Below are 24,602 nucleotides of genomic sequence, written 5' to 3'. Positions count from 1 at the left end.
GAAATAGCACTATTTATTAGGTAAACTCATGGCAATTAATGGTCGCATTCATTCAGTGGAGTCTTTTGGAACTGTAGACGGTCCAGGCATCCGTTTTATCGCCTTTATGCAAGGATGCTTAATGCGTTGTCAATATTGCCATAATCGAGACACTTGGGATTTAGACGGCGGTAAAGAAGTCACTATTGATGAACTTATGTCTCAAATAACAACATATCGCCCTTTTCTAGAGTCGAGTAATGGTGGTGTTACTGCCAGTGGCGGCGAAGCCATTCTTCAAGCTGAATTTGTTGCTGATTTATTTGAAGCCTGTAAAAAAGAAAATTTACACACGTGTCTCGATACTAACGGTTTTGTGCGCAAGTACACAGCAGACATAGATAGATTGTTAGATAATACCGACCTAGTATTACTCGATATAAAGCAAATGGATGATGACAAACACATATTGCTTACTAAAGTCAGTAATCACCGAACATTACAATTTGCAGAATACTTAGCGAAAAAGAATCAGAAAACATGGATTCGATATGTTGTCGTTGGTGGATTTACTGAAGATATTGAGTCCGCAAAAAAGTTAGCTGAATTTGTAAAACCCATGACCAATGTCGAAAAGGTTGAATTACTTCCTTACCACGAATTAGGTAAGCATAAATGGGAAGCGATGGGAGAAGATTATCAGCTCACAGAGATACATCCTCCATCACGAGAAGTCATGGAAGAAGTGAAGAAAATATTTACCGATATGGGAATTAATGCAAGCTATTAGAAAAAGTTAAAGTTGTTCCCAGTAATCAGGCTCAAGACGCTCAAAAGCAGTTTTTAGAAGCAAAGCGATATCGAAATAACACGCTTTCGCAGTGAGCGGCTTACAATGGACTCCCATTGAAGTCAGTTTTGAACAAAGCTCTTGTCCCCAGCTAAAAATAGTTAACGGTAAAGGGTGTTCAGCACGCCAACCAAGCCAAATGAGCCCTTGGAGTGGCAAGCTTAAAAAGAACAGTGCATAACAAACGGCTTGTGGTAATGCATCCCAACCAGAAAAATACAGCTGTGAGCCACAGCTAACAATTGCCAATAAAGGCATTGAAAAAATGGCAACTTGAGTAGCTTTGACTACTCGATATTCGGGAAAGAAATAACCTAGTTGTTTTACCATAGGCCAAGTTTTCATATAACGATGACCAGTACGTAATTTTTTTATAATTGTCATTGTTTGAAAGGTCTCCCGACTTAATACTTCTAATTTGAGCATAGCATAGCGAATGCTATGGAAACCAGTTTTCAAGCCCAAAACTGCTTTTTGGGCTATTTATGAATTAAATTTAATACACAATTGCAGAAGGTTTAACCATGTCCAATCAATTTGTTTTAGTGCTTAATTGCGGTAGTTCGTCACTAAAGTTTGCGGTTATGGACGCCCAAACAGGTGAAGACAGAATTTCAGGCCTAGCCGAGTGTTTTGGCTTAGAAAATTCAAGAATTAAGTGGAAAACTAATGGTGAAAAGCAACAAGCTGATTTAGGTGCTTTTACCGCTCATCGCGAAGCAATTGAGTTTATTGTAAATAAAATCCTAGCTGCACAACCAGAACTTGCTGAGCAAATACAAGCTATCGGTCACCGTGTAGTTCATGGTGGTGAGAAATTCACACACTCAGTCGTTATTGATGAGCAAGTAGTTAAAGGTATCAAAGAATGTGTTTCTCTTGCACCTCTTCATAATCCTGCTCATTTAATCGGAATTCGCGCAGCACAAGCTTCATTTCCAAATCTTCCTCAGGTTGCAGTGTTTGATACCGCTTTCCATCAAACAATGCCTGAAGAATCATTTATTTATGCTCTTCCATACAAACTGTATCGAGAAAATGGTGTACGTCGCTATGGTATGCATGGCACAAGCCATCTATTTGTTAGCCGTGAAGCTGCAAAAGTTCTGAATAAAGATATTTCAGAAACTAATGTAATTTGTGCTCATCTGGGTAATGGCGCTTCAGTAACAGCCATTAAAAACGGTAAGAGTGTTGACACTTCTATGGGGCTAACGCCGCTTGAAGGTCTAGTGATGGGTACTCGTTCTGGCGATCTTGATCCTTCAATCATTTTTCACTTAGTTAATCAGCTTGGCTACACCCTTGATGAAGTAAATAACTTACTGAACAAGCAAAGCGGACTGCTTGGAATATCTGAACTCACTAACGACTGCCGTGGTATTGAAGAAGGCTATGAAGAAGGACATAAAGGTGCAAAACTAGCACTAGAAATCTTCTGCTATCGTCTTGCAAAATACATTGCGTCTTATACCGTTCCACTGGGTCGTTTAGATGCCATTATCTTTACAGGTGGTATTGGTGAGAACTCTGATTTAATCCGTGAAAAAGTGCTAAACCATTTAAGCATCTTCAATTTCAATGTTGATAAAGCCCGTAACCAAGCTGCACGCTTTGGTAATAAAGGTGTCATCACTGCTGAAGGTAGCCCGATTGCAATGGTTATCCCAACCAATGAAGAATGGGTAATTGCACAAGATTCAATTAAACTTATCAATAAGTAAGTTACTTTAGGTCGCCGCTGAAAAGCGGCGTTTCTGTTTTACGTTGTCACTTTGGAGTCACTATGACGCGGAAAATTATGCTTGTCCCGATGGGTACTAGCGTAGGTTTAACCTCAATCAGTCTTGGCATGGTACGCGCCCTTGAGCAGCACGGTATTAAAGTGCAATTCTTTAAACCAATCTCTCAACTGAGACCAAGTGATCATGGCCCTGAGCGTTCGACGACAATTCTTAGTACTTCACCTACGGTGAACCCGCTAGAACCATTTTCAATGGGTTATGCAGAAAAGCTTATCAGCTCAGAACAAACTGATGTTCTGATGGAGCAAATCATTGCTCGCACTTCTTCTTGTGCTCATAACACTGAATTACTGGTTATAGAAGGCTTAGTGCCAACTCGACAACATCCATTTGCTGATGAGATTAACTCAGCAATTGCTAAAGCACTTGATGCTGATGTTGTATTCGTTGGAACACCAGGTACTGATACTCCAGCAGAATTTAATAGCCGTCTAAAGATCACTCACCAATCTTGGGGTGGTAAAAAGAATAAAAGTTTGATTGGTGCCATTATCAACAAAGTCAATGCACCTGTTGATGAAGAGGGTCGAACTCGCCCTGACCTTTCAGAAGTATTTGATCCTGATGGTAATAATGAGCCGGCTATTGATAGCTTTGATATGCCGAAGCAACCACCAGTTAAAATCCTTGGTAAAGTGCCATACAACGTTGAGCTTGTTGCACCGAGAGCATCTGACTTAGCTAAACATTTGAGTGCAAAAATCTTAAATGCTGGTGATATGCATACTCGTCGCCTTCGTAAGGTAACCTTCTGTGCTCGCAGTATTCCAAATATGGTAACTCACCTAAAAACAGGTTCACTGATTGTCACCTCAGGTGATCGCTCAGATGTGATTGTTTCAGCCTGTTTAGCTGCCATGAACGGCGTTAAAATCGGTGCCTTATTACTCACTGGCAGCTACGAGCCTGAACCTGAAATTCTAAAGCTTTGTAACCAAGCGTTTGAAACTGGGCTTCCGGTGTTTATGATCGATACCAATACATGGCAAACATCATTAAATATCCAACGTTTTGACCACGAAGTGCCCGTTGATGACTCTGTTCGTATCGAATCTGTTCAGCAATTCGTTGCTCAAAGCATTGATTCCAGCTGGGTAGAAAGTATTGCTAAAGGCACACAGCGTGAACATCGTTTATCACCACCAGCATTCCGTTATAAGCTGACAGAACTTGCTCGTGCAGCAGCTAAAACCATTGTACTTCCTGAAGGCGAAGAGCCAAGAACAATTCAAGCTGCAGCCATTTGTGCAGAGCGCGGTATTGCTAAGTGCGTACTTTTAGGCAATGAAGATGAAATCCGTCGTACCGCTGAGCTGCAACAAGTTGATCTTGGCGAAGGCGTTACGATCATCGATCCAACAGCGGTTCGCAATAACTATGTGGAACCAATGCTTGAACTTCGTCGTCATAAAGGACTCACTGAGGTTGTCGCTAAAGAGCAGTTAAAAGACAACATGGTATTAGGTACAATGATGCTTTCAAATGATGAGGTTGATGGCATTGTCTCTGGTGCTGTGAACACTACGGCAAATACCATTCGCCCACCATTGCAATTGATTAAAACTGCACCAGGTTCAAGCTTAGTCTCATCCATCTTCTTTATGTTGATGCCTGACCAAGTATTTGTGTATGGTGACTGTGCGATTAATCCAGTTCCAAACGCTGAGCAACTTGCAGATATTGCGATTCAGTCAGCAGACTCAGCAAAAGCATTTGGCATTGACCCTAAAGTTGCCATGATCAGTTACTCAACTGGCACATCTGGAACAGGTAGTGATGTAGAAAAAGTGCGTGAAGCAACGGAAATTGCTAAAACAAAACGCCCTGATCTAATGATTGATGGCCCACTTCAGTATGATGCTGCTGTAATGGAAAACGTGGCCCGTTCTAAAGCTCCTGACAGCCCAGTAGCTGGTCAAGCGACGGTATTTGTTTTCCCTGATTTAAATACGGGTAATACAACCTACAAAGCTGTACAAAGAAGTGCTGATTTGATCAGTATTGGTCCAATGCTTCAAGGTATGCGTAAGCCTGTGAATGACTTATCTCGCGGCGCATTGGTGGACGACATTGTTTATACCATTGCTCTGACTGCGATTCAGGCAACTCAGTAAATGTCTAAGTAAGCTCCTCAATTTGAGGAGCTTTTCTCTAATCGAAATGCTCTTTCATCAAATAACGAATCACATCAATCAAAAAAGCTGTGGTTACTCCGAATAATAACAAGCCACCCATCGACTCAAAACCACTTAATAATCGGCCTGAATCTGAAAGTACAATATCTCCATATCCAAGCGTCGTTGAGGTAACGGTCGAAAAATAAAGCGCATCACTTAACTGGTTAAATTCACCGATGTAAATATATAAACCAGCCCATAACCATGCTTCAATGGAATGCAAAGCAATCATGATCAGCATACTGCCAATGACGATACCCATCACTGCTAATGGCTTGGGCCTTTGCGATTTAACAGGCCAAAAATCTCGTAAAAAATGAGACAGATACACCAAACCGCCAACGTGAAAAAACACACATAAAATAATCATGCCTGTTCCAATTGCAATTTGGTGTAATAAAGACATAGATTCTCGTTTAGCTTATGACTTCCATTAATGCATTCTCATCGATCACTTTAATGCCTAGCTCTTGAGCCTTAACTAACTTAGAACCAGCGGCATCACCCGCTACGACACAATCCGTTTTCTTAGAAACACTACCAGCAACTTTAGCACCAAGATCTTGTAGTTTAGCTTTAGCATCTGAACGACTCAATTGAGTCAAGCTACCAGTTAGCACCCAAGTTTGTCCTTTCAGGGTTTGTACTTCTTCAGCCACTTCTTCTATTTTTGACCAATGAATACCAGCTTCAACTAAGGCATCAACGACATCGTTGTTATGTGCTTGAGCAAAAAAGCGCACAATGTGATGTGCAACTATGTTTCCAACATCTTCAACTTCGATCAATGAATCAATGTCAGCTTGGCGAACGTTATCTAGCTCTTTGAAGTGACTAGCCAAATTCGCTGCAGTCGCTTCCCCAACTTCACGAATTCCCAGTGAATATAAAAATTTGGCTAATGTAGTTCGCTTTGCGGCTTGAAGTGCATTCACCAAATTTGTTGCCGACCTCATGCCCATACGATCCAGCATGGTAATTGCTGATGCCTTCAGCCCAAATAAATCAGCTGGCGTTTTGATAAGCTCTTTATCAATAAGCTGCTCAACCACCTTGTCCCCCATTCCATCAATGTCCATGGCTTTTCGAGAAGCAAAATGCTTGATGGCTTCTTTTCGCTGGGCTTCACAGAACAAACCACCTGTACAACGGGCAACAGCTTCACCTTCAACACGCTCGACTTGGCTTTCACAAATCGGGCAGGTTAAAGGAAACTCAATATTTATGGCATCATCAGGGCGCTTTTCCGTTACCACGGCGGCAACTTGTGGAATGACATCGCCAGCACGGCGCACGATAACCGTGTCACTGATTTTAACACCCAGACGCTCAATTTCATCAGCATTATGCAATGTCGCATTAGATACCGTTACACCACCCACAAATACAGGCTTTAAACGCGCAACTGGCGTTAATGCACCCGTACGTCCAACTTGAAAATCGACTCCTTCAAGCAATGTCATTTCTTCTTGTGCTGGAAATTTATAAGCGATTGCCCAACGAGGTGCTTTTGCTACAAAACCAAGTTGATTTTGCTGTTCAATGCTGTTGGTTTTCACTACCACACCATCAATTTCAAACGCAAGATCATCACGAATATCAATGATATTTTTATAGTAGTCTTCAACTAAATCAACATCATTACACACTTTAACTTCTGAACTTACTGGTAAGCCCCAAGATTTTAACTGTTGAAGTTGATCATAATGCGTTTCAGCTAACGGCCAATTTTCAGGTTCTACAACCCCGAGAGAATAGGCATAAAAGTCTAAATTACGCTTAGCAGTAATACGGCTATCTAACTGTCGTAAACTGCCTGCTGCGGCATTTCTAGGGTTTACAAAAACTTTATCGCCACTTGTTTTTGCCGCTTCATTTAAATCATTGAATGCTTTACGTGGCATAAACGCTTCACCACGTACTTCCACAAGCTCAGGAAACTCACCTCTCAAACGCAGCGGAATTGAACGTATGGTTTTAACATTTTCAGTGATGTCTTCACCGACAGAACCATCCCCACGCGTTGCAGCTCTTTCAAGTAAACCGTTTCGATACAAAATGCTTACCGCAAGACCATCCAACTTTGGCTCACAGCAATAATCAATCTTGCCAACTTTATCTGAGTTACGTTTATTGAATGCTTCCATATCTTGTTGGTCGAAAGCATTATCTAAACTCAACATCGGTTTTAAATGAGTAACTTGCTCAAATTTATCTAAGGGAAAGCCACCTACTCGCTGCGTCGGAGAGTCAGGCTTAATTAACTCTGGATGACCCTTCTCCAACTCTTTTAACTTGTTAATTAGGCGATCATATTCAGCATCAGGAATAGTAGGAGCATCATCAACATAATAATTAATGTTATGTTGATTCAATGTTTCAGTTAATTCTGCAATTTGTTGTTCAGGAGTATTCATATCTAATCTAAAAAATAATAAGGCCGCTAATGCGGCCTTTGAAAACTGAGGATTTAGGCTTTAATTCGTCTTATATAATCTTGTTTATTTTCGTCATCCCATGGCTGACGTTGACCATCACAAACAATCGCATTGAGATCATCGGCCATTTGGAATGCTGAATTTAGCATGATGGAGAAATTACGTAATGCTTCTCCATGACAAGGCAATCGCATAAACATTACAATACCATGACTCGTGAACTGCTCCATATTATCAGGGTCAAATGTACCAGGGTTAACCATGTCTGCAACAGAGAAAATGACATTTCCAGTGCCAGCATTATCTTCATGTCGGTGAAAGATGTTCATTTCACCAAACTTAAAGTTCAGGCTTAACATACAAGGCAGCAATTCAGCTCCTTTTAGAGTGTCACCCTCTTTTGCCATAACATGTAACACTAAAACATCATGGGGATCTGGTAACTCTTCATCAATTTTGACTTCAGGCTCGACCGTGTCTTCGACAACCGGATCAGCAATGATTTCTACTTTAGGCTCTTCAACTATAACTTCAGGTTCATTAAACGTTGATTCTTCAAATAGACTTGCTTGAGTAGGTTGCTCAACCTTAGGCTCTGATACTTCCACGTCAACTTCAGGCCCAGTTTCATCAATTACAGGCTCAACTCTTTGAGCTGAGGCTTGAGATGTAGCAGTTTCAGTCTCAGGGGCGTTTTGTGGTTCAGCAGCTACTTTTTCCGCCTCACTGAACTTTCGAACACGCACTGCACCAATACCGTCTGCATCAAATCCTTCTGAATCTCTATGTTTAGCTTCAGATCTTTTGATTTCGGGTCGCTTCTGATCTTTGATGGTATTCGACTGATGTCGTCTTATAGACCATACACCGTGGATTAATACAGCTAAAATTGCTAAGCCACCCACAATTAAGAAAACAAGTTGAAGGTCTTCCATTTGTTACCCTGTTTTATAAATCTTTATTTAACAAAAAGCGTGATATTAGAACTTAATATATCGCTTTTAAATTTATCCTACATCTGCAAGCGCCACGGCTTCATCAACGTCTACAGCGACGATTCTAGAAACGCCTGGCTCATGCATAGTTACGCCAATTAACTGATCAGCCATCTCCATGGTGATCTTGTTATGGCTTATATATATAAATTGCACTGTTTGAGACATTTCTTCAAGTAATCGACAGAAACGTTCAACATTTGCATCATCTAATGGTGCATCTACTTCATCCAACATACAAAAAGGTGCTGGATTCAATCTAAAAATTGCAAACACCAATGATAATGCGGTTAGCGCCTTTTCTCCACCAGAAAGTAAATGAATTGTACTATTCTTTTTACCTGGTGGTCTTGCCATGATGGTAATACCTGTTTCTAAAAGGTCATCACCCGTTAGCTCTAAGTATGCACTGCCACCACCAAAGACTTTAGGAAACAACACTTGGAGGTCATTATTTACCTTTTCATAAGTCTCTTTAAAACGACTGCGAGTTTCTCTATCAATCTTACGAATTGCAGACTCAAGGCTATCTAAAGCTGAGGTTAAATCATCGTTTTGCTTATCGAGATAGTCTTTTCGCTCTTTTTGCTGTTCAAACTCTTCTATCGCAGTTAAGTTGATGGCGCCAAGGCGAGCAATTCGTTGTTTAACTTTTTCAAGCTCCTCGTGCCAGTTATTTATATCAGCATTTGGAGGCATTTCAACCGCAACTGAATGAATATCGACTTTTTCTTCTTTTAGCAGCTCCAATTGACTGTTTATTTGGCCTTTGATGCCTTCACGCGATATTTTTAGCTCACCGATTTGCTTCACAATACTTTCTTGCTGGCTAACAAATTGTTTCTGTTGATGAGTAAAATCATTTACTTGAGCTTGTATATGAGTCTGTAATTGCCTTATCACTGTTAACTCACTTTGCTGCTCACTATGAAGCTGAACTTGCTTTTTCAATTCTTGCTCAAGCGCTCGAGGAGAAAGAACTCCAATCTCTGCATCTTTCGAATCTAATGAATTTTGTAACTCTTGTACTTTACTATTAAACTCATCAATTCGATTTTTTGTTTGGATGATTTGTTGCTCACAAACAGCAAGCTGTGTATTTATCTTTTGATTGTGCGTGCCACCAGTATTGAGCTTTTGTTGTAATTCATTAAGCGTTGCTTTGACTTGTTGAACTTGACTTTGCTTCTGCTTCATCGTTTGCTCGGTAGCGATGAGCAAACTTGCGACGTCTTCAATTGAGACTTCTATTCGCTGCTGTTTTTCTTGCTCAACTTCATCAGTAAGTTGTAATTCTACAATTTGTTTTTGTATTTGATCTATTCGTTGTGCGATTTCTTGTTTTCGTAAGTTATCTTTTTGCTGTTGCTCTGATATCACGGTAATGGAAGATAACAAACTGGATCGTTTAAGTTCAATCTGTTGCAATTCTTGATTCAGATTTAGTAATTCATCGTTAACTTCATTCTTACGTTCAAGCGAGTCAGCTAATCGTTGGTTAATGCGTAAAATGAGAGCCTTAGAATCCGTAAGCTGCGCTGATAACTCTAACTTTTCAGATTGAAGACTAAGCTGAGATGATTCTGTATTTTGTTTTTCAAGGATAAAGCCATCGCCAACAATGTAACCATCTTGGGTTAAATACATCATCTGGATATTACTTTTTACTGCAGCTAAAGCTTGTGTCTTAGTTTCAATAAACTCAACGTTGTTGAACCAAGGAGCTAAATTGACTTTAGAAGATGTAATGACTGCATTTTTGAACTCTGTTTTCTGATGAACAAAACCTATTTCTTCGGCACTCGTTGTATCAAAATATGCATGATTAAGAATATTCCCGAGCAGTAACTCAACAGGCTTTTCCCAACCTTTGTTTACGTTTATCACTTGCCAAATTGGAGATTCACTCTGTTGGTGATCACTCAACCATTCTTCAATAATGTTGATTCGGCTAGATTTCTCTGTAATCGCTGTCTCAACTGTTTTTTGTTCTGCTGTTATTGATAAAACTTGTTGTTCCAATTCAATAAAATTACGTTTAGCTTTATCTTGTTTCTGCTCTAACTGTATAATTTTTTGATGAGCTGAGTGTAATTCATTTTGCTTTTTATCAACATCAACCTGCTCTTGAGCGAGTGAGTCTTGCTGTTGATTGAGTTGTTGTAACTGCTGTTCTAAATGTGAAACATTTTGCTGTTTATGCGTTTGTTGAGATTGATGGAGCTGAAGCTGAAGCTTGAATTCTGAAAGCTGCTGACGCTGGGTACGCTCAGTATCAGACAAAAGAGTATATTCACTCTGGACATCTTCTAAGCTTAACTTAGACTCTTCAACCTGCTCTTGAATTACTTCAAGCTCATTTTGAGAATTGATGAGCTCTGAACGTAACTGCGTACTCTTTTCCTGCTGTACTTTTAAATCGGACTCAAGCTCTAATTTTTGTTGCTCATCTTTTTCAAGCTGCTCTAACAACTTCTTATCAAGTTGTTTTTGATGAGTACTTTGTTGTTCAAGTCTCGCAATTTCAGTGCCTGTTTTATAAAAAGCTTCTACTTGATTCTGCTCTTTAGCATTGAGCTCGCTTAATTCTAGCGAAAGCTTGGTATGTTGTCCTTTTACAGACTCAATCTCAGCATTGATCTTTTCGAGCTCAACATCTAAACGATTAATTTTAACCGTAGTTTGATCAACTTGAGTTGTGTGCTCTTGATACTTTAAAACCAAAAGTTCTGCATGCAGTCTTCTTTCAATTTTTTTTTGTTCACGGTACTTAAGTGCAGACTTTGATTGAGATTCTAACTTTTTAAGTTGAGTCTCAAGTTCATTGCGTATATCAAATAAACGTTCTAAATTTTCACGAGTATGGCGAATGCGGTTTTCAGTATCTCGGCGGCGCTCTTTGTAGCGAGAGATACCCGCAGCTTCTTCGATAAAAACTCGTAAGTCTTGAGGCTTAGATTCAATAAGACGAGAAATCATACCTTGTTCGATAATGGCATAACTTCTTGGCCCAAGCCCGGTACCCATGAATAAATCCGTAATGTCTTTTCTACGACACTTCTGTCCATTCAAAAAGTAAAATGAATCACCGTCACGGCTGACTTGGCGTTTTACCGATATTTCTTGGTAGCTAGAATACTGTCCTGCAAGGCGTCCATCCTGATTATCAAAACTGAGTTCAACACTTGCGACAGATACGGGTTTTCGAGCATTAGAACCACTGAAAATCACATCAGTCATTGCTCCACCTCGTAAATGCTTGGCACTACTTTCACCAAGCACCCAACGAACAGCATCGATCACGTTCGACTTGCCACAACCATTAGGCCCGACAATACCGGTAAGCGCTTTTTCAAACGGGATTTTTGTTGAATCAACAAACGACTTAAATCCAGCCAGCTTTATTTGTTTTAATTTCATTCAGAGGCCGTGCCCAATTAACTATTTCGATTTGCTGTTGTAGATTTTGTGTTTATTCAAGGCGGCGAATGTGGGGTGTAGTTGTTCTACATAAGCATTCGGCAACACCGAAGAAACGAAAAATATACACAGCCCTTCGGGTTACGCCTAAAATTGGCAAACTCTTTGTTACTCATATTTCATTGACCGACATACAAAACTGTCGTTACTGCGTTTAGCCCACTAAACTTCATTCTTCGTGCCTCGATTTTGCCAATTTTAGGCAGTAACAAATCGAAATGACTAATTGGGAACGGCCTCTAGAGGCTGTAACGGTTTATTTTTTATGGAATAACAATGGTACTTTAGCAAAGCACGCAGCATTTTGTAACGTTTTTTACATCTTTCAGATTGCACTTTACTTGTTATTTTAAAGCAAGTTATTCACAATCAAGCTATTGTTGATTTTAGGTATTTTGATAATGAATCAAAAAAGCACCAATAAAAGTGGCGTGAATTATTTTCTTGAAGGTTTTAGCCTGATTAAAAGACCTGGTTTGAGAAGCTTTGTGTTTATTCCACTGACCATTAACTTCTTGCTTTTCGCCGTGGCTTTCTATTTTGCATTTGGCAGAATGGAGCAACTCTTTAATTGGTTAAATGGTCAGCTTCCCGACTTTTTATCTTGGTTACACTTTTTATTATGGCCAATTGCTATCGTCTCGCTATTGATCACCATGTCATTTATTTTTAGCTCGGTGATGAATTGGTTAGCCGCCCCTTTCAATGGCTTACTTGCAGAAAAGGTCGAACAGGCACTCACAGGAAAACCGCTTAATACAGGCGGCACCATGGATTTAATCAAAGATTTGCCAAGAATCCTCGGACGAGAGTGGCAGAAACTCAAGTATTACCTACCGAAAGCAATTTTATGCTTGTTATTGTTTATTATTCCAGGTGTAGGACAAACTGTGGCACCAATCGTTTGGTTTATTTTTACCGCATGGATGATGTCGATTCAGTATTGTGATTATCCATTCGATAATCATAAAGTGAAATTTGATGATATGAAGTTTGCACTAAAGAATACCAAAGGCACGTCTTACACGTTTGGCGCTACTGTTTCATTATTTTCAATGATTCCAATCGTGAATTTTATTGTCATGCCAGTGGCGATTTGTGGAGCTACGGCTCTGTGGGTTGATAAATATCGCCCTGCCTACCGTAATACCGTTATTGCTCCTGAATAAATAGATTTGTCATGACTTGTAGTTGCTTCTCCCCTATTGACTCTAGAGTGAGAAAGCACCTACAGCTTCCAACTTTTCAGTAATGTCAGACTGATGATCTTTTAAATCATTCAAAAATCACCTTCCCTGAAACATCTTGTAAAACTTATTCACAATTAGTTTTCCACATCACATTGTTTTTCTGACAAAATATCAAAAAAAATTACAATCAATTAGAACAGGTAGTTCAGGTTTGAAAAAAACTCTTTCGCTATTTACCGCTTTCTATTCCAGCTTTTTTTCTTCAGTTGCTCTCGCAGGCGTATCCCAACAGCAAAATATTCAAATTCCTACATTAACCCAAGCCGCAAACATTGATGGTGCCATTGACGAACCTCAGTGGAACAATGCTGCAGAAGTGACACTCAATTTTGAGACTCGTCCAAGAGAAAATATTGCCGCTCCCGTAACCACTAAAGCAAAAATTTATGCGACGAAAGACTCAATCTTTGTTGCATTCAAGGCTTTTGATCCAAACCCTGACCAAATAAGAGCAAACCTTAGAGACAGAGACAATTCGTGGGGAGATGATACTGTTGGCATACGCTTCGATACCTATAATGACTCTAAGCTTGCTTATAACTTTTTCGTGAACGCCTATGGTGCCCAAGCAGACAGTATTGAGAATGAATTAACAGGTCAAGAAAGCGATGCTTGGGATGGTATCTGGTACAGTGCTGGAAAAAAAACAGATGATGGTTTCCATGTAGAAATGGAACTGCCTATTTCAATGTTTGTATTTGATGATTCTCTTGATATGCAAACCTGGGGAATCGACTTCATTCGCTATTACCCTCGTAGTGAAGTCGTTAGAATCGCCAACAATAAAATTGATCGCAACATTAACTGCAACCTTTGCCAAATAGGTACTGCCACCGGTTTATCTGGCGTTTCTCAAGGTAGCGGAATTCAAATCACACCATCTTTGGTTGCTTCGAGGCAATCAGAAAGAGATTTATACCCGAATACTCCATGGGAAAACGAAACAGAAGTTGAGCCCGGTTTAGATTTCCGTTGGTCAATTACGCCTTCAACGTTATTAAACGCAACAATTAATCCTGATTTTTCTCAAGTGGAAGCAGATGCAGGGCAGCTGGACGTTAACACGACTTTCGCACTCTATTTTCCTGAAAAACGCCCATTCTTCTTAGACAATAAAGATTATTTTGATACCCAGCGTAACCTTTTGCATACAAGAAACATTGCTGCACCAGATTATGGCGTAAAAGTCACCAGTAAAGTCGACCAACATACGTCTGCATTACTGATTACTCAAGACTCTGAAACTAACTTTTTAATACCTGGGAACCTCGGATCTGAGGTCGCAAGCCTTGACGATAAAAGCACGAACATTGCAGCTCGATACCGCTATGATGCTACGGAAAAATTGGCCATTGGCACTCTCATAACGGCTAAACAATCTGAGGGCTACCATAACTACTTGGTGAGCGGTGACTTAAAATACCAACCCAGCAATCAAGACACTTTTAGAGTTCAAGCGGCATTATCTCAAACTGAATACCCTGAATATCTGCGAGATAACATCGACTGTGACATCAGAGATTGTGAGTCATACTTACGAACAAATATTGATGACGACTTTACAGGTAATTACTACCGTCTGAATTACTCTCACGACACACGTAATTGGAATGCCTTTGCTACCTACGAATCGTATTCTGACGATTTTAGAGCAGATTTAGGCTTCATTGAAAGAGTCGATTTTAATAAGTTTGTTTCTGGTGGTGGCTACAGCTGGTTTTATGATCAAGGTTTTTTTAATGAAATCAGACTCTCAGGTGATTGGGATATCACGCATAATGACAAAAATGAACTTTTAGAGAAAGAAGCTCAAGCTGAAATCAGATTTTGGGGTAAGTATCAAAGCTTTGTTCGTTTTATGGTTTTTGACCGCAATCGAGTAGGCTTAAGACAAACTGCCGGCGACATTGATCAAATTAAACAAAATGCTCAGTTATCGATTGATAATGAAACAACGTTATTTGAAGAAACCTTTTATCTTTTTGACTTAGAGTTTGATCCTATTCCAAACCTTTCTCTCGCAATCAATGTGAATTACGGTGATGAAATCGATTTCACCAACAATCAACTTGGTAAAAACTTACGAATTAGACCGTCATTAGAGTGGGACATTCTAGATAACTTAGCAATGGAAGTGACCCATAATTACAAACGTTTAAATGTAGAACAAGGTCGTTTATTCACAGCTAATTTAACGGACTTAAGGTTAAACTGGCAATTCAGCGTAAAAAGTTTCATCCGCTTTTCTAGCGTATATAGAGATATTGATAGAAATCTAGAAAACTATAAAGCTGAATTCAGGCCAAGTAATAAAAATACTCAACGCATCAGTAATGAAGTGTTGTATGGATATAAGCTTAATCCATTGAGTGTTTTCTATCTTGGTTATTCAGACAATAGTAGAGCCAATGACCAAATCGACTCTTTAACACCTAATGAACGCAGAATATTTATGAAAATCAGCTACGCATTCGTAATTTAAACTACGTATAACACAAATTAATCTAGAATATAGAAAGAGCATTACATGCTCTTTTTATATTTCACGTTTATAACCAAAATCAAACACACGGCAAATCACTTATAACCAAACGGAATATAGAAGATAAAACTATCACTTTCCTTTAATACTGTTATCACTATGATTTACTTAGAAATCACAGGAGTTAGATAACCATGAGTAAAATTTTTGAAGATAATTCACTGACAATTGGACGTAGTCCGTTAGTTCGTTTAAACAGAATCGGTAATGGCAAAATTTTAGCTAAGATTGAATCTCGCAATCCAAGCTTCAGTGTAAAGTGTCGTATCGGTGCAAACATGATCTGGGCTGCTGAAAAAAACGGAAATCTTACCAAAGATAAAGAATTGATTGAGCCTACTTCTGGTAACACTGGTATCGCATTAGCCTATGTTGCAGCAGCTCGTGGTTATAAATTAACGCTGACGATGCCTAACAGCATGAGCTTAGAGCGTAGAAAATTACTGAAAGCTTTAGGTGCTAATTTAGTGCTTACTGAAGGACCTAAAGGAATGAAAGGCGCAATTGATAAAGCGGAAGAAATTCGTCAATCAAACCCTGAAAAATACGTTCTGCTCCAGCAGTTTGATAACCCTGCTAACCCTGAAATTCATGAAAAAACAACGGGACCAGAGATCTGGGAAGACACAGACGGTGAAATAGATGTATTTGTAGCAGGTGTCGGCACTGGAGGTACAATCACAGGTGTCAGCCGCTATATCAAAAACACTCAAGGTAAAGCGATTACGTCAGTTGCTGTAGAACCTGTCGACTCGCCAGTTATAGCCCAAGTACTTGCTGGTGAAGACATCAAGCCGGGCCCTCACAAAATTCAAGGTATTGGCGCTGGCTTTATCCCTGGCAATTTAGATCTTTCAGTTGTGGATCGTGTTGAAGCGGTTAGCAATGAAGATTCAATTGAGATGGCGCATAAACTAATGACTGATGAAGGTATTCTCGCAGGTATTTCATCTGGTGCAGCTGTAGTTGTCGCTGAACGCCTATCCCAGCTCGATGAGTTTAAAGATAAAACTATTGTTGTCGTTCTCCCATCTGCAGCTGAGCGTTACCTTTCTTCTGCACTGTTTCAAGACAAATTCTCTGACTTAGAAAACGTTCAGTAACCGTCTCGTTTAAATAAGCTCAGTGTTATCTGAGCTTTTTTATGCTTATTTTTTATAAAGGTAAATGTCTAAATACCTGCCTATAAATTTATTAAGCTATTATTTATAGAATTTTTTCAATGGCTGAGAGTAATGCGCCAATAAACTTTGCTCGTAATCAAATGCAAAGTTCATTTCAATCTTCTTCACATTTCTTGCCTGAGAATAGAATTGTGTGGTTAGGTTAGCGAGCTGTTGATAAGCAGTTTGATTCGATTCGATAAACTGGCTAATTGATCCCAGATTGGCAACGGTTAATGCCTTATCGACAGCTTCAAGTTGATTCAAAGTATATTGTTCAAAGATAGCCGTTGCTACTGCTTTTCGTCCAAGCGTGTCAGATGAAGCATCGGTTGGAAGGTGATAATAACTTTGCTGAGAAATAGGAATCTGCACTAAATTAAAACCGACGGAATTGGAGCTGATTGTGTCATTCAATTCATCAGCTACCCGTTTAACTTCTGATAAGTCAAAATTCGTGCTTAAGTCTCGATTCATGTCATCAGCCAATTCTTCCAAATAAATAACCTGATGAATAAAATCACCATGGACATGTTTCATCTTTATTTGCGACATTGATGCTTTAATTCCATCAACGTCAAACTTTAAACTATCCGAAGCGTTATGTACTTTGGCTGCATGAACAAAGCTAGGCATTAATGCCATTGCAGTAAAGAATAATTTGAAGTGTTTGCACATCAGTATTATCACCTATCAGTATGCATTCTGCTCTATCCGGAAAGTTTACTTATAAAATTTCTTTAAAGAACTCGAATAATAAGCCAATAGGTATTGCTCATATTCAAAACCAAGGTTCATACTAATTTGTCTTGATTTTTTCGAGTGCTGATAGACTTGAGTAGTTAGGCTATCGAGCTGTTGATATGCTTTTTTATTTTCTGAAATAAATTTATCCAAAGTACATAACTTTGCAGATTTAAGCTCATTATTTAATGCCTCTAATTTGCTCTCGATATATTGTTCATATATTGCAGTTCCAACGGCTTTACGTCCTAGTATTTCAGCACTCGAATCAAGTGGCGACTTATAATAAACCATCTGTTCATAAGGGATTTGATACATAACTTCACCAGTAGAACTACTAGCACCTAGATTATTTAAATCCGCAGCAATGTCTTTTACTTCAGGTAAATTGATGTTTTGAGAAATGTCTTTTGTCATCTCTGTAACAAGCTCTTCGAGATAGATCTCTTGGCGGATATAGTCTTTTTGAACATGTGACATATCAATTACAGAGATAGACCCTTGCAAACGATGATAATCAAACATCAAACTGTCTTGGTTGTTACTGACTGTAACAGCGCTAGCAGTATGGACTTGAGCAAGCAGAAGTAAAGTAATACTCGAAGTAATGTATTTACGCATAGCCTTAACCATTTAAAAGTTTTCATCATTCTAAATGGTTAAATAATAACCAACAAATAAATTACGTAATAACACATATTCAATAGCTATACACCCATGATAATTGAAGATGCATGTTTCAGGACTTTCTCAACGCAAATTCTTTGAGGCGCATTAGTGAAGGAATATCGGGATTCTTTCGAGCTAATGTAACAAAGAAGAATTGGCGCTAAGAAGCCCACGCAGTGCGGGTTGCACAGATTATTACGCTATGTTGTCAGTGCTTACAATAGCCCGCTATTGCCGCACTCTGTCGCTTTTATTAACAATCTGTGCACTCTCGCTGAAATCGAGCATCTTCAGCTATCATGAGGATATGTATATAGCTAAGCGTGATTAAACAGTCTAAAACTCCAGTTTTCTAATTCATTATGCGTCAATCTTTTATGGACGGTTTTCATCCACGACTGTGCGAGTTTTTGTTGTTCTGCTAAGGCTTGAAGCCCTGATTTTTCTAATGGGTTACCAAAAAAGTAATCACAAGCTTTGGCTACAGTCATAGCATTAGTTTCTCGATGAATTAAGACGAGTGACTGCTTACAGTCAACCGTACCTTCTTTTATCACCCTGTAAAGCCATCCGCATCGACTGTTTTGTTGCATAGTTTTCGAAAAACCTTCAACGCCCCACTTTCTACTTAACTTAAAACATGGAGATCGAGGCTGACTCACTTCAATTACAGCTTCACCCCATTGATACTGATCGCCAATACAAACATTATGCTCGTTCATCCCTACCGAGCTGATGTTTTCCCCCATTCCAGGGGCAAACCATTCTTGTTGCTGAGGAAAGGTTTTACGCCAAAAATCATAATGCTCAACAGGGTATTGATGCAAAGCTCTGTCCGCTCCACCGTGATGTTTTTTATCAGCGATACTATCTAGTTCTAGCCCGGTAAACCTGAGTTGCTGCTGCCCTTCGAGACGAGATTTAAACATCGCCGTCTCAAAATTCTCAAACGACTTAATTTGACCACCGTAAATAGCAAGGATTTGAAAGGTAGGTTTCATGATTTTTTACTCTTATCCCTAAGTTTCTCTATCTTATAAAACTTGAGGAAAAACTTCATCTAACTTAAATAGTTCTTTACCCGTCTCTGACGACAAACTCACTTGCACCATTTTCTCAGCCACTTCGCCACCTTCAATTGGTCTATAAGACTTCAATAATGGCAGGTATTTTAACACTGGCATTAGGTAAAAACCGATCGCTTCCCCAAATCGAAAATGATCACGCTCTCCTAGGAGCAGCGAGGGTTGAAATATGCTTACTCTTACAAAATTTAATCCTATAACTTGCTCTTCGAGCTCACCTTTCATCTGAAAATAAGGATTGTTACTTTTTGAATTTGCGCCTCTCGACGACACAAGAAGGTAGTGTTGTACTTTATTTTTAGCTGCTAGCTGAGCGACTTTCAGTTGGTAATCTACATCGACGATACGCTGTGCCTCATAAGATCCGGCTTGCTTTTTAGTCGTACCCAAACATGAAAATAAAACATCTCCAGTGAAAATATTGGAAAAATCGTCTAAACAATCAAAATTAACGACTTCATTAGACACGTTTTCAAAATCGTACTCTACTCTGCGACGAGTAATAGCAATCACTTTCGAATACTCGGCTTGATTCGCTAGTTGTGCCACTAAATTACGTCCTATTAATCCAGTTGCTCCTAATACAATGGCTGTTTTCATTATTATTCAACTTACTAATTGTTTTATTATACAATACTGGCAATTTTACAAATGATGAAGTAATTAACGTTTATGCCTGCTTTTTCTGTTTTTGAACCACCTGTTTTAGACACGAGTAAAACCAACAAAACTCAATACATTAATGCTCAAACTCAATTAGTGCGGGCATTAACACTAAAAAAAATCACAGAGAAGCATAAAGGCACCACGGTTATCGTCACCAACGACACCCCAACCGCACTCAATTTAGACGCTGAACTTAACTATCTGCTCGCTAACTCAGAGCATTCAGTCGCTTTATTTCCTGATAGAGAAACACTGCCATACGACAACTTCTCACCGCATCAAGATCTTGTCGCACAACGGTTAGAAACACTTCATCATTTAACTGAGAAAAAAAGCAAAGTTATCATTGTTCCAATCAGCACATTATTGGTAAAGCTGCCACCTCAAAAATTCATCACCGACAATGTACTGATTTTGAGTAAAGGTGATAACTACCATCTAGATTCGGTGAGAAAAACACTTACTGATACAGGCTACCATGCCGTTGAACAAGTTTATGAACACGGTGAGTTTGCTGTTCGAGGTTCAATTATTGATATTTACCCTTCTGGGTCTAAAAAACCGCTCAGAATCGAGTTATTCGATGATGAAGTCGAAACAATTCGATATTTTGATCCTGAAACTCAACGTTCGGAAACGGAAATAGAGTCCATCCGAATGCTACCAGCCAAAGAATTCCCTACTGATGATGCCTCAATTGAAACATTCAGAAAAAACTATCGCGCTATATTTGAGAAGGCCAGCAATGCTCCAGAGTCCATTTATCAACAAGTCAGTAAAAAAGTCATGCCTGCAGGCATTGAAAACTACCTGCCATTGTTTTTCGAGCAATGCGAAACCTTATTTGATTACCTCAATGAAGATAGCCAACTGCTCACCATCGGTGATATTGAGTCTGCAACCAAAAAGTATTTACTTGATGTAGAGCAACGCTTTGAAAATCGTAATGTTGATATACACCGCCCGCTACTCAAACCATCGGAACTTTATTTACTGACAGAACAAGTTTTTTCAGCGTTTAAGCCGATGCCACAATATCAGTTTGATGCGGAAACTAAATCAGCCAAATACCAAAAAGCAGAAGTAGATAAGCTTCCAAATATTGCGGCGAACCACAAGCTTAAACAACCTTTAGCCAATCTACATAAGTTTCTAGACTCATCAGATCGCACTTTATTTATTGCTGAATCTGAAGGGCGACGCGAAGCTTTAATTGAACTTCTACAGCAAATAGATGTAAAACCAAATCGATTTGAACATCTAAGTGACTATATTTCAGCAACTGATTCCGTTGGTATCATTGTTGCCCCTTTAAGTCATGGTGCAATCATAAAAGATGGCAAAAAAGACATTGCTATTATCTGCGAAACAGAGCTCTTTGGTCATAAAATCAGCCAAAAACGCCGTCACGACAAACAAAAGCAAATCAGCAGTGAAACACTCATAAAAAACCTTGCTGAGCTCAAAGTTGGACAGCCTGTGGTTCATTTAGAACATGGCGTAGGCTTATATAAAGGGCTCGAAACACTTGACACAGGTGGGATCGTCGCAGAGTACTTAATGTTAGAGTACGCCTCAGGTGACAAATTGTACGTACCTGTTGGTTCTTTACATTTTATTAGTCGATATAGTGGTGGTAATGAAGAGAATATATCACTGAATAAATTGGGCAACGAAACTTGGGCAAAAGCAAAGAAAAAAGCGATTGAACGTATTCGTGACATTGCTGCTGAATTATTGGATGTTTATGCCCATAGACAAGCTCGCCCTGGGGATGCCCGCAAACTAAGTCATCAAGAGTATGCTCAATTTGCTCAAGGCTTCCCATTTGAAGAAACGGTCGATCAAGAGACCTCAATTAATGCTGTCGTCACCGATATGTGTTCTCCAATTTCAATGGATCGGCTAGTGTGCGGAGATGTCGGTTTTGGTAAAACAGAAGTGGCTATGCGCGCTGTTTTTGTTGCGGTTAACGACGGTAAACAAGTAGTCGTGTTAGTTCCAACTACTTTGTTAGCTCAACAACATTATGAAAACTTTAAAGATCGATTTGCTGACTGGCCGTTTAGAATCGAGGTGTTATCGAGATTTAAGACTCCGAAACAACAGCAACAAATATTGGACGATCTTGCTGACGGTAAAGTTGATGTCGTAATTGGTACCCATAAACTGCTCAATGCTGACGCTCAATTTGAGCAACTAGGTTTACTTGTTATTGATGAAGAACATCGTTTTGGTGTACGTCAAAAAGAAAAAATAAAATCATTAAGAGCCAATGTCGATATTCTAACGCTCACGGCAACGCCCATTCCTCGAACATTAAATATGGCCATGTCTGGGATGCGAGATTTATCCATCATTGCAACACCTCCAGCTAAACGCCTGTCTGTAAAAACGTTCGTGAGAGAATATGACGAAGCAACAATAAAAGAGGCCATTCAGCGTGAGATTTTGCGTGGTGGTCAGGTTTACTTTTTACATAATAGTGTAGAAACCATAGAGAAATGTGCTGCCGACATTCAAGAGTTAGTACCTGAAGCAAGAGTAGTAACTGCTCACGGACAAATGAGAGAACGAGATCTAGAAAAAGTGATGTCTGACTTCTATCATCAGCGCTTTAACGTTCTTGTTTGCACCACCATTATTGAAACTGGTATTGATGTCCCTACAGCCAATACCATTCTTATCGATAGAGCTGATAAATTCGGATTAGCACAATTACACCAACTTCGAGGCCGTGTCGGCCGTTCTCATCATCAAGCTTATGCCTATATGATGACGCCACATCACAAACGACTCACGAAAGACGCCAAAAAACGCCTCGAAGCGATAGAAGCACTGGAAGACTTGGGCGCTGGTTTTTTACTTGCAACTCAAGACCTAGAAATTCGTGGTGCAGGCGAATTATTAGGTGATGAACAAAGTGGCCATATTACTAAAATTGGTTTTACACTTTACATGGAGTTACTTGAGTCCGCCGTTGAAAGTTTAAAACAAGGTAAGGAGCCATCGCTTGAGCATGTTGTGAACAAGCATTGTGAAATGGATTTACGCATTCCTGCCCTACTTCCAGAAGATTATATTGCCGACGTAAATATACGTTTGTCGCTGTATAAACGCATTGCTAATTGTGAGAGCGAAAAAGCCATCGATGAAATGAAAGTTGAGCTTATTGACCGTTTTGGCTTACTCCCTGCACCGGCGAAGAACCTGATGGATGTGACGTTATTAAAACGTAAAGCCAGTCGTATTGGCGCCAGTAAAATCGATATTCATGCAAAAGGCGGTAGTATAGAATTTGCTGATAATCACAGCGTAAACCCCGAATTTATCATTGGCTTATTGCAAACTCAGCCACAAATCTATCGAATGGACGGGCCAAATAAGTTAAGATTCTCTTTACCTGCTGAATCGAGCGATGACAGACTCAATTTAGTCAAACTGATTTTGAAACAGCTTTCCGAAAATAGATTGGGAGTGAGTAAGTGATACGTGCCACCAGCCTAGCTTTAGTTGCACTTTTAGCGACGTTTTCAGCTCGTGCAGTCGACCCAGGCCACTGGTTCGAGGTTGAAGTATACATTTTCAAAAGAGACACAATGCCTCAAAACGCCAATTTTGATGCTAAAAAGTCTCAAGAGCAGTGGACTGAAAAAGTAAAGCCCATTGCTTTAAGAGGGAACGTCGATTTAATCAGCCCAATCGCCATGGTAGAGCATATTTTACGCCCTGCAGTGAGTTGTATGCATGATGATCCAATCGCTCAACTTCACGACCTCTCTCGCTCATTGATGAATGATTGTGTCGATCACAACCCCATCATTCAAAAACGTTACCCTCAAGTTGTTCCGTTTAGTATTGGGGAATCTAAGCCAATTACGGCTTATAAAGGTGATGGGCCAACGTTACTGGCCAACTCACAAAGTCAATTTGAAAGCATCATCAAGAAAATTCAAAGGCAGCATGGTGTTCATAATCTATTGCATATGACTTGGCAGCAACCAATGCTTTCAAGAAGAAACGCAAAGGCCGTACACTTATTTGCTGGTCAAGATTATGAAAAACAATTTCAGCCAGACGGATTCCCTGTAAAAATAGATACTCTTGAAGAACATAATTCTGATGAAAATACACAGCTTCATCCGGAAATAATTTCAGATGTAGGCTCTGAAAGCGATACGACACAAGCAAGCTCTATCAATGAACCTTCTGCTGAAGCGCCGCCTAAACAAAGCCCAGTCTGGGAATTGGACGGTAAATTAAATATTTACCTACAGCATTACTTATACATTCAAGCTGATTTGCGTTTGCGTAATCAAGGATTACTTGAACATACATCAAGTGATGATGAGCTTAATGAGGCAAATGTTCCTATAGAACATGTGAAACAAGCTCAGCATTTCCTATTCTCCATACCAATGGTTCAAAACCGTAGAGTAAGAAGTGGAGAAATTCATTATTTTGATCACCCTAAAATGGGGATGTTTATTCAAATCAGAAAGATGAAGCAGCCTGAAGAAAAGCCAATCGGGCATGAATTTGAGGATTCACCTAAAACTATTGAACCTACTCAATAGATATCGAAAGGGTGTTCAGTCTAATTAGTCGGTTCTGAAAAAATCCATTTCAAGAGTTAAAATGTACGGCATCTGATTTACGCAAAATTCAGAGCCGTACCCCAAAAGCAAGATTTCTTAGATTTTGCATCAATTTCACTACAAAACAGCCAAAACTCACCATCTTTTTCGAGCAAAAAGAA

General features: G+C 39.5%; 17 protein-coding genes. 8 read left to right on the top strand and 9 right to left on the bottom strand.

The features are described from left to right. Positions 1-28: 28 nt before the first annotated feature. Complete coding sequence (gene pflA / locus JQC92_RS10170) at positions 29-769, top strand: pyruvate formate lyase 1-activating protein (protein ID WP_204999561.1); 741 nt, start codon at positions 29-31, stop codon at positions 767-769. A gap of 6 nt (positions 770-775) precedes the next feature. Here pflA and yfbV read toward each other — a convergent pair whose 3' ends face one another. Further along, on the bottom strand, positions 776-1,213 hold the full coding sequence (yfbV, locus tag JQC92_RS10165; RefSeq protein WP_129946388.1) for a terminus macrodomain insulation protein YfbV: 438 nt from the start codon (positions 1,211-1,213) through the stop codon (positions 776-778). A 140-nt stretch (positions 1,214-1,353) separates the two neighbouring features. Between yfbV and ackA the strand changes: the two genes are divergently transcribed. Both ackA and pta read left to right on the top strand, forming a co-directional pair. After that, a complete protein-coding gene (gene ackA, locus JQC92_RS10160; RefSeq protein WP_204999560.1) occupies positions 1,354-2,553 on the top strand; it encodes an acetate kinase in 1,200 nt (399 codons plus the stop codon). A 62-nt stretch (positions 2,554-2,615) separates the two neighbouring features. Then, on the top strand, positions 2,616-4,748 hold the full coding sequence (pta, locus tag JQC92_RS10155; protein WP_204999559.1) for a phosphate acetyltransferase: 2,133 nt from the start codon (positions 2,616-2,618) through the stop codon (positions 4,746-4,748). Positions 4,749-4,785: 37 nt separating this feature from the next. Here pta and JQC92_RS10150 read toward each other — a convergent pair whose 3' ends face one another. The 4 genes from JQC92_RS10150 to smc form a co-directional block, all read right to left on the bottom strand. Next, complete coding sequence (locus JQC92_RS10150) at positions 4,786-5,217, bottom strand: potassium channel family protein (RefSeq protein ID WP_204999558.1); 432 nt, start codon at positions 5,215-5,217, stop codon at positions 4,786-4,788. 10 nt (positions 5,218-5,227) lie between these two features. Then, positions 5,228-7,228, bottom strand: a complete 2,001-nt coding sequence (gene ligA / locus JQC92_RS10145; RefSeq protein ID WP_204999557.1) for an NAD-dependent DNA ligase LigA — start codon at positions 7,226-7,228, stop codon at positions 5,228-5,230. A gap of 53 nt (positions 7,229-7,281) precedes the next feature. Next, positions 7,282-8,184, bottom strand: coding sequence for a cell division protein ZipA (zipA, locus tag JQC92_RS10140; protein ID WP_204999556.1), 903 nt, complete (start codon positions 8,182-8,184; stop codon positions 7,282-7,284). A gap of 72 nt (positions 8,185-8,256) precedes the next feature. Continuing rightward, the gene (gene smc, locus JQC92_RS10135; RefSeq protein ID WP_204999555.1) at positions 8,257-11,664 is read right to left on the bottom strand and encodes a chromosome segregation protein SMC; all 3,408 of its coding nucleotides are present in this window, start codon (positions 11,662-11,664) and stop codon (positions 8,257-8,259) included. Between the two features lie 461 nt (positions 11,665-12,125). Here smc and cysZ point away from each other — a divergent pair, with 461 nt between their 5' ends. From cysZ to cysK, 3 genes are all read left to right on the top strand, one after another. Continuing rightward, the gene (gene cysZ, locus JQC92_RS10130; RefSeq protein ID WP_204999554.1) at positions 12,126-12,893 is read left to right on the top strand and encodes a sulfate transporter CysZ; all 768 of its coding nucleotides are present in this window, start codon (positions 12,126-12,128) and stop codon (positions 12,891-12,893) included. Positions 12,894-13,125: 232 nt separating this feature from the next. Then, positions 13,126-15,456 (top strand): carbohydrate binding family 9 domain-containing protein, encoded by a 2,331-nt coding sequence (locus JQC92_RS10125; protein WP_204999553.1) that lies wholly within the window; start codon positions 13,126-13,128, stop codon positions 15,454-15,456. A gap of 194 nt (positions 15,457-15,650) precedes the next feature. Next, positions 15,651-16,619 carry a cysteine synthase A gene (gene cysK / locus JQC92_RS10120; RefSeq protein WP_204999552.1) on the top strand — a complete coding sequence of 323 codons (969 nt, stop codon included), beginning with the start codon at positions 15,651-15,653 and terminating at the stop codon, positions 16,617-16,619. A gap of 99 nt (positions 16,620-16,718) precedes the next feature. Here the strand turns inward: cysK and JQC92_RS10115 are convergent, their stop codons facing one another. From JQC92_RS10115 to JQC92_RS10100, 4 genes are all read right to left on the bottom strand, one after another. Then, positions 16,719-17,357, bottom strand: coding sequence for a hypothetical protein (locus JQC92_RS10115; RefSeq protein ID WP_204999551.1), 639 nt, complete (start codon positions 17,355-17,357; stop codon positions 16,719-16,721). Positions 17,358-17,402: 45 nt separating this feature from the next. Continuing rightward, the gene (locus JQC92_RS10110) at positions 17,403-18,044 is read right to left on the bottom strand and encodes a hypothetical protein (protein ID WP_204999550.1); all 642 of its coding nucleotides are present in this window, start codon (positions 18,042-18,044) and stop codon (positions 17,403-17,405) included. Between the two features lie 365 nt (positions 18,045-18,409). Beyond that, positions 18,410-19,093 (bottom strand): MOSC domain-containing protein, encoded by a 684-nt coding sequence (locus JQC92_RS10105; RefSeq protein ID WP_204999549.1) that lies wholly within the window; start codon positions 19,091-19,093, stop codon positions 18,410-18,412. A 33-nt stretch (positions 19,094-19,126) separates the two neighbouring features. Beyond that, positions 19,127-19,780: an NAD(P)H-binding protein gene (locus JQC92_RS10100; RefSeq protein ID WP_204999570.1), complete on the bottom strand. Its 654-nt coding sequence runs from the start codon at positions 19,778-19,780 to the stop codon at positions 19,127-19,129. 69 nt (positions 19,781-19,849) lie between these two features. Between JQC92_RS10100 and mfd the strand changes: the two genes are divergently transcribed. After that, positions 19,850-23,332, top strand: a complete 3,483-nt coding sequence (mfd, locus tag JQC92_RS10095) for a transcription-repair coupling factor (protein WP_204999548.1) — start codon at positions 19,850-19,852, stop codon at positions 23,330-23,332. Further along, positions 23,329-24,420: a CsiV family protein gene (locus tag JQC92_RS10090; RefSeq protein WP_204999547.1), complete on the top strand. Its 1,092-nt coding sequence runs from the start codon at positions 23,329-23,331 to the stop codon at positions 24,418-24,420. The genes mfd and JQC92_RS10090 overlap by 4 nt, the downstream gene beginning before the upstream one ends. Positions 24,421-24,602 lie beyond the last annotated feature (182 nt).

This window comes from Parashewanella hymeniacidonis, assembly GCF_016900895.1.
GTDB classification, from domain to species: Bacteria; Pseudomonadota; Gammaproteobacteria; order Enterobacterales; family Shewanellaceae; genus Parashewanella; species Parashewanella hymeniacidonis.
This window is presented reverse-complemented; position numbering and strand designations above follow the sequence as displayed.

Excerpts from the sequence above, each read along its gene's own strand:
- cysK (WP_204999552.1), top strand. The coding sequence starts at position 15,651 with ATGAGTAAAATTTTTGAAGATAATTCACTGACAATTGGACGTAGTCCG.
- smc (WP_204999555.1), bottom strand. The coding sequence starts at position 11,664 with ATGAAATTAAAACAAATAAAGCTGGCTGGATTTAAGTCGTTTGTTGAT.
- mfd (WP_204999548.1), top strand. The coding sequence starts at position 19,850 with ATGCCTGCTTTTTCTGTTTTTGAACCACCTGTTTTAGACACGAGTAAA.
- ligA (WP_204999557.1), bottom strand. The coding sequence starts at position 7,228 with ATGAATACTCCTGAACAACAAATTGCAGAATTAACTGAAACATTGAAT.
- yfbV (WP_129946388.1), bottom strand. The coding sequence starts at position 1,213 with ATGACAATTATAAAAAAATTACGTACTGGTCATCGTTATATGAAAACT.
- JQC92_RS10110 (WP_204999550.1), bottom strand. The coding sequence starts at position 18,044 with ATGCGTAAATACATTACTTCGAGTATTACTTTACTTCTGCTTGCTCAA.
- cysZ (WP_204999554.1), top strand. The coding sequence starts at position 12,126 with ATGAATCAAAAAAGCACCAATAAAAGTGGCGTGAATTATTTTCTTGAA.
- JQC92_RS10115 (WP_204999551.1), bottom strand. The coding sequence starts at position 17,357 with ATGTGCAAACACTTCAAATTATTCTTTACTGCAATGGCATTAATGCCT.
- ackA (WP_204999560.1), top strand. The coding sequence starts at position 1,354 with ATGTCCAATCAATTTGTTTTAGTGCTTAATTGCGGTAGTTCGTCACTA.
- JQC92_RS10150 (WP_204999558.1), bottom strand. The coding sequence starts at position 5,217 with ATGTCTTTATTACACCAAATTGCAATTGGAACAGGCATGATTATTTTA.
- JQC92_RS10105 (WP_204999549.1), bottom strand. The coding sequence starts at position 19,093 with ATGAAACCTACCTTTCAAATCCTTGCTATTTACGGTGGTCAAATTAAG.
- pta (WP_204999559.1), top strand. The coding sequence starts at position 2,616 with ATGACGCGGAAAATTATGCTTGTCCCGATGGGTACTAGCGTAGGTTTA.
- zipA (WP_204999556.1), bottom strand. The coding sequence starts at position 8,184 with ATGGAAGACCTTCAACTTGTTTTCTTAATTGTGGGTGGCTTAGCAATT.
- pflA (WP_204999561.1), top strand. The coding sequence starts at position 29 with ATGGCAATTAATGGTCGCATTCATTCAGTGGAGTCTTTTGGAACTGTA.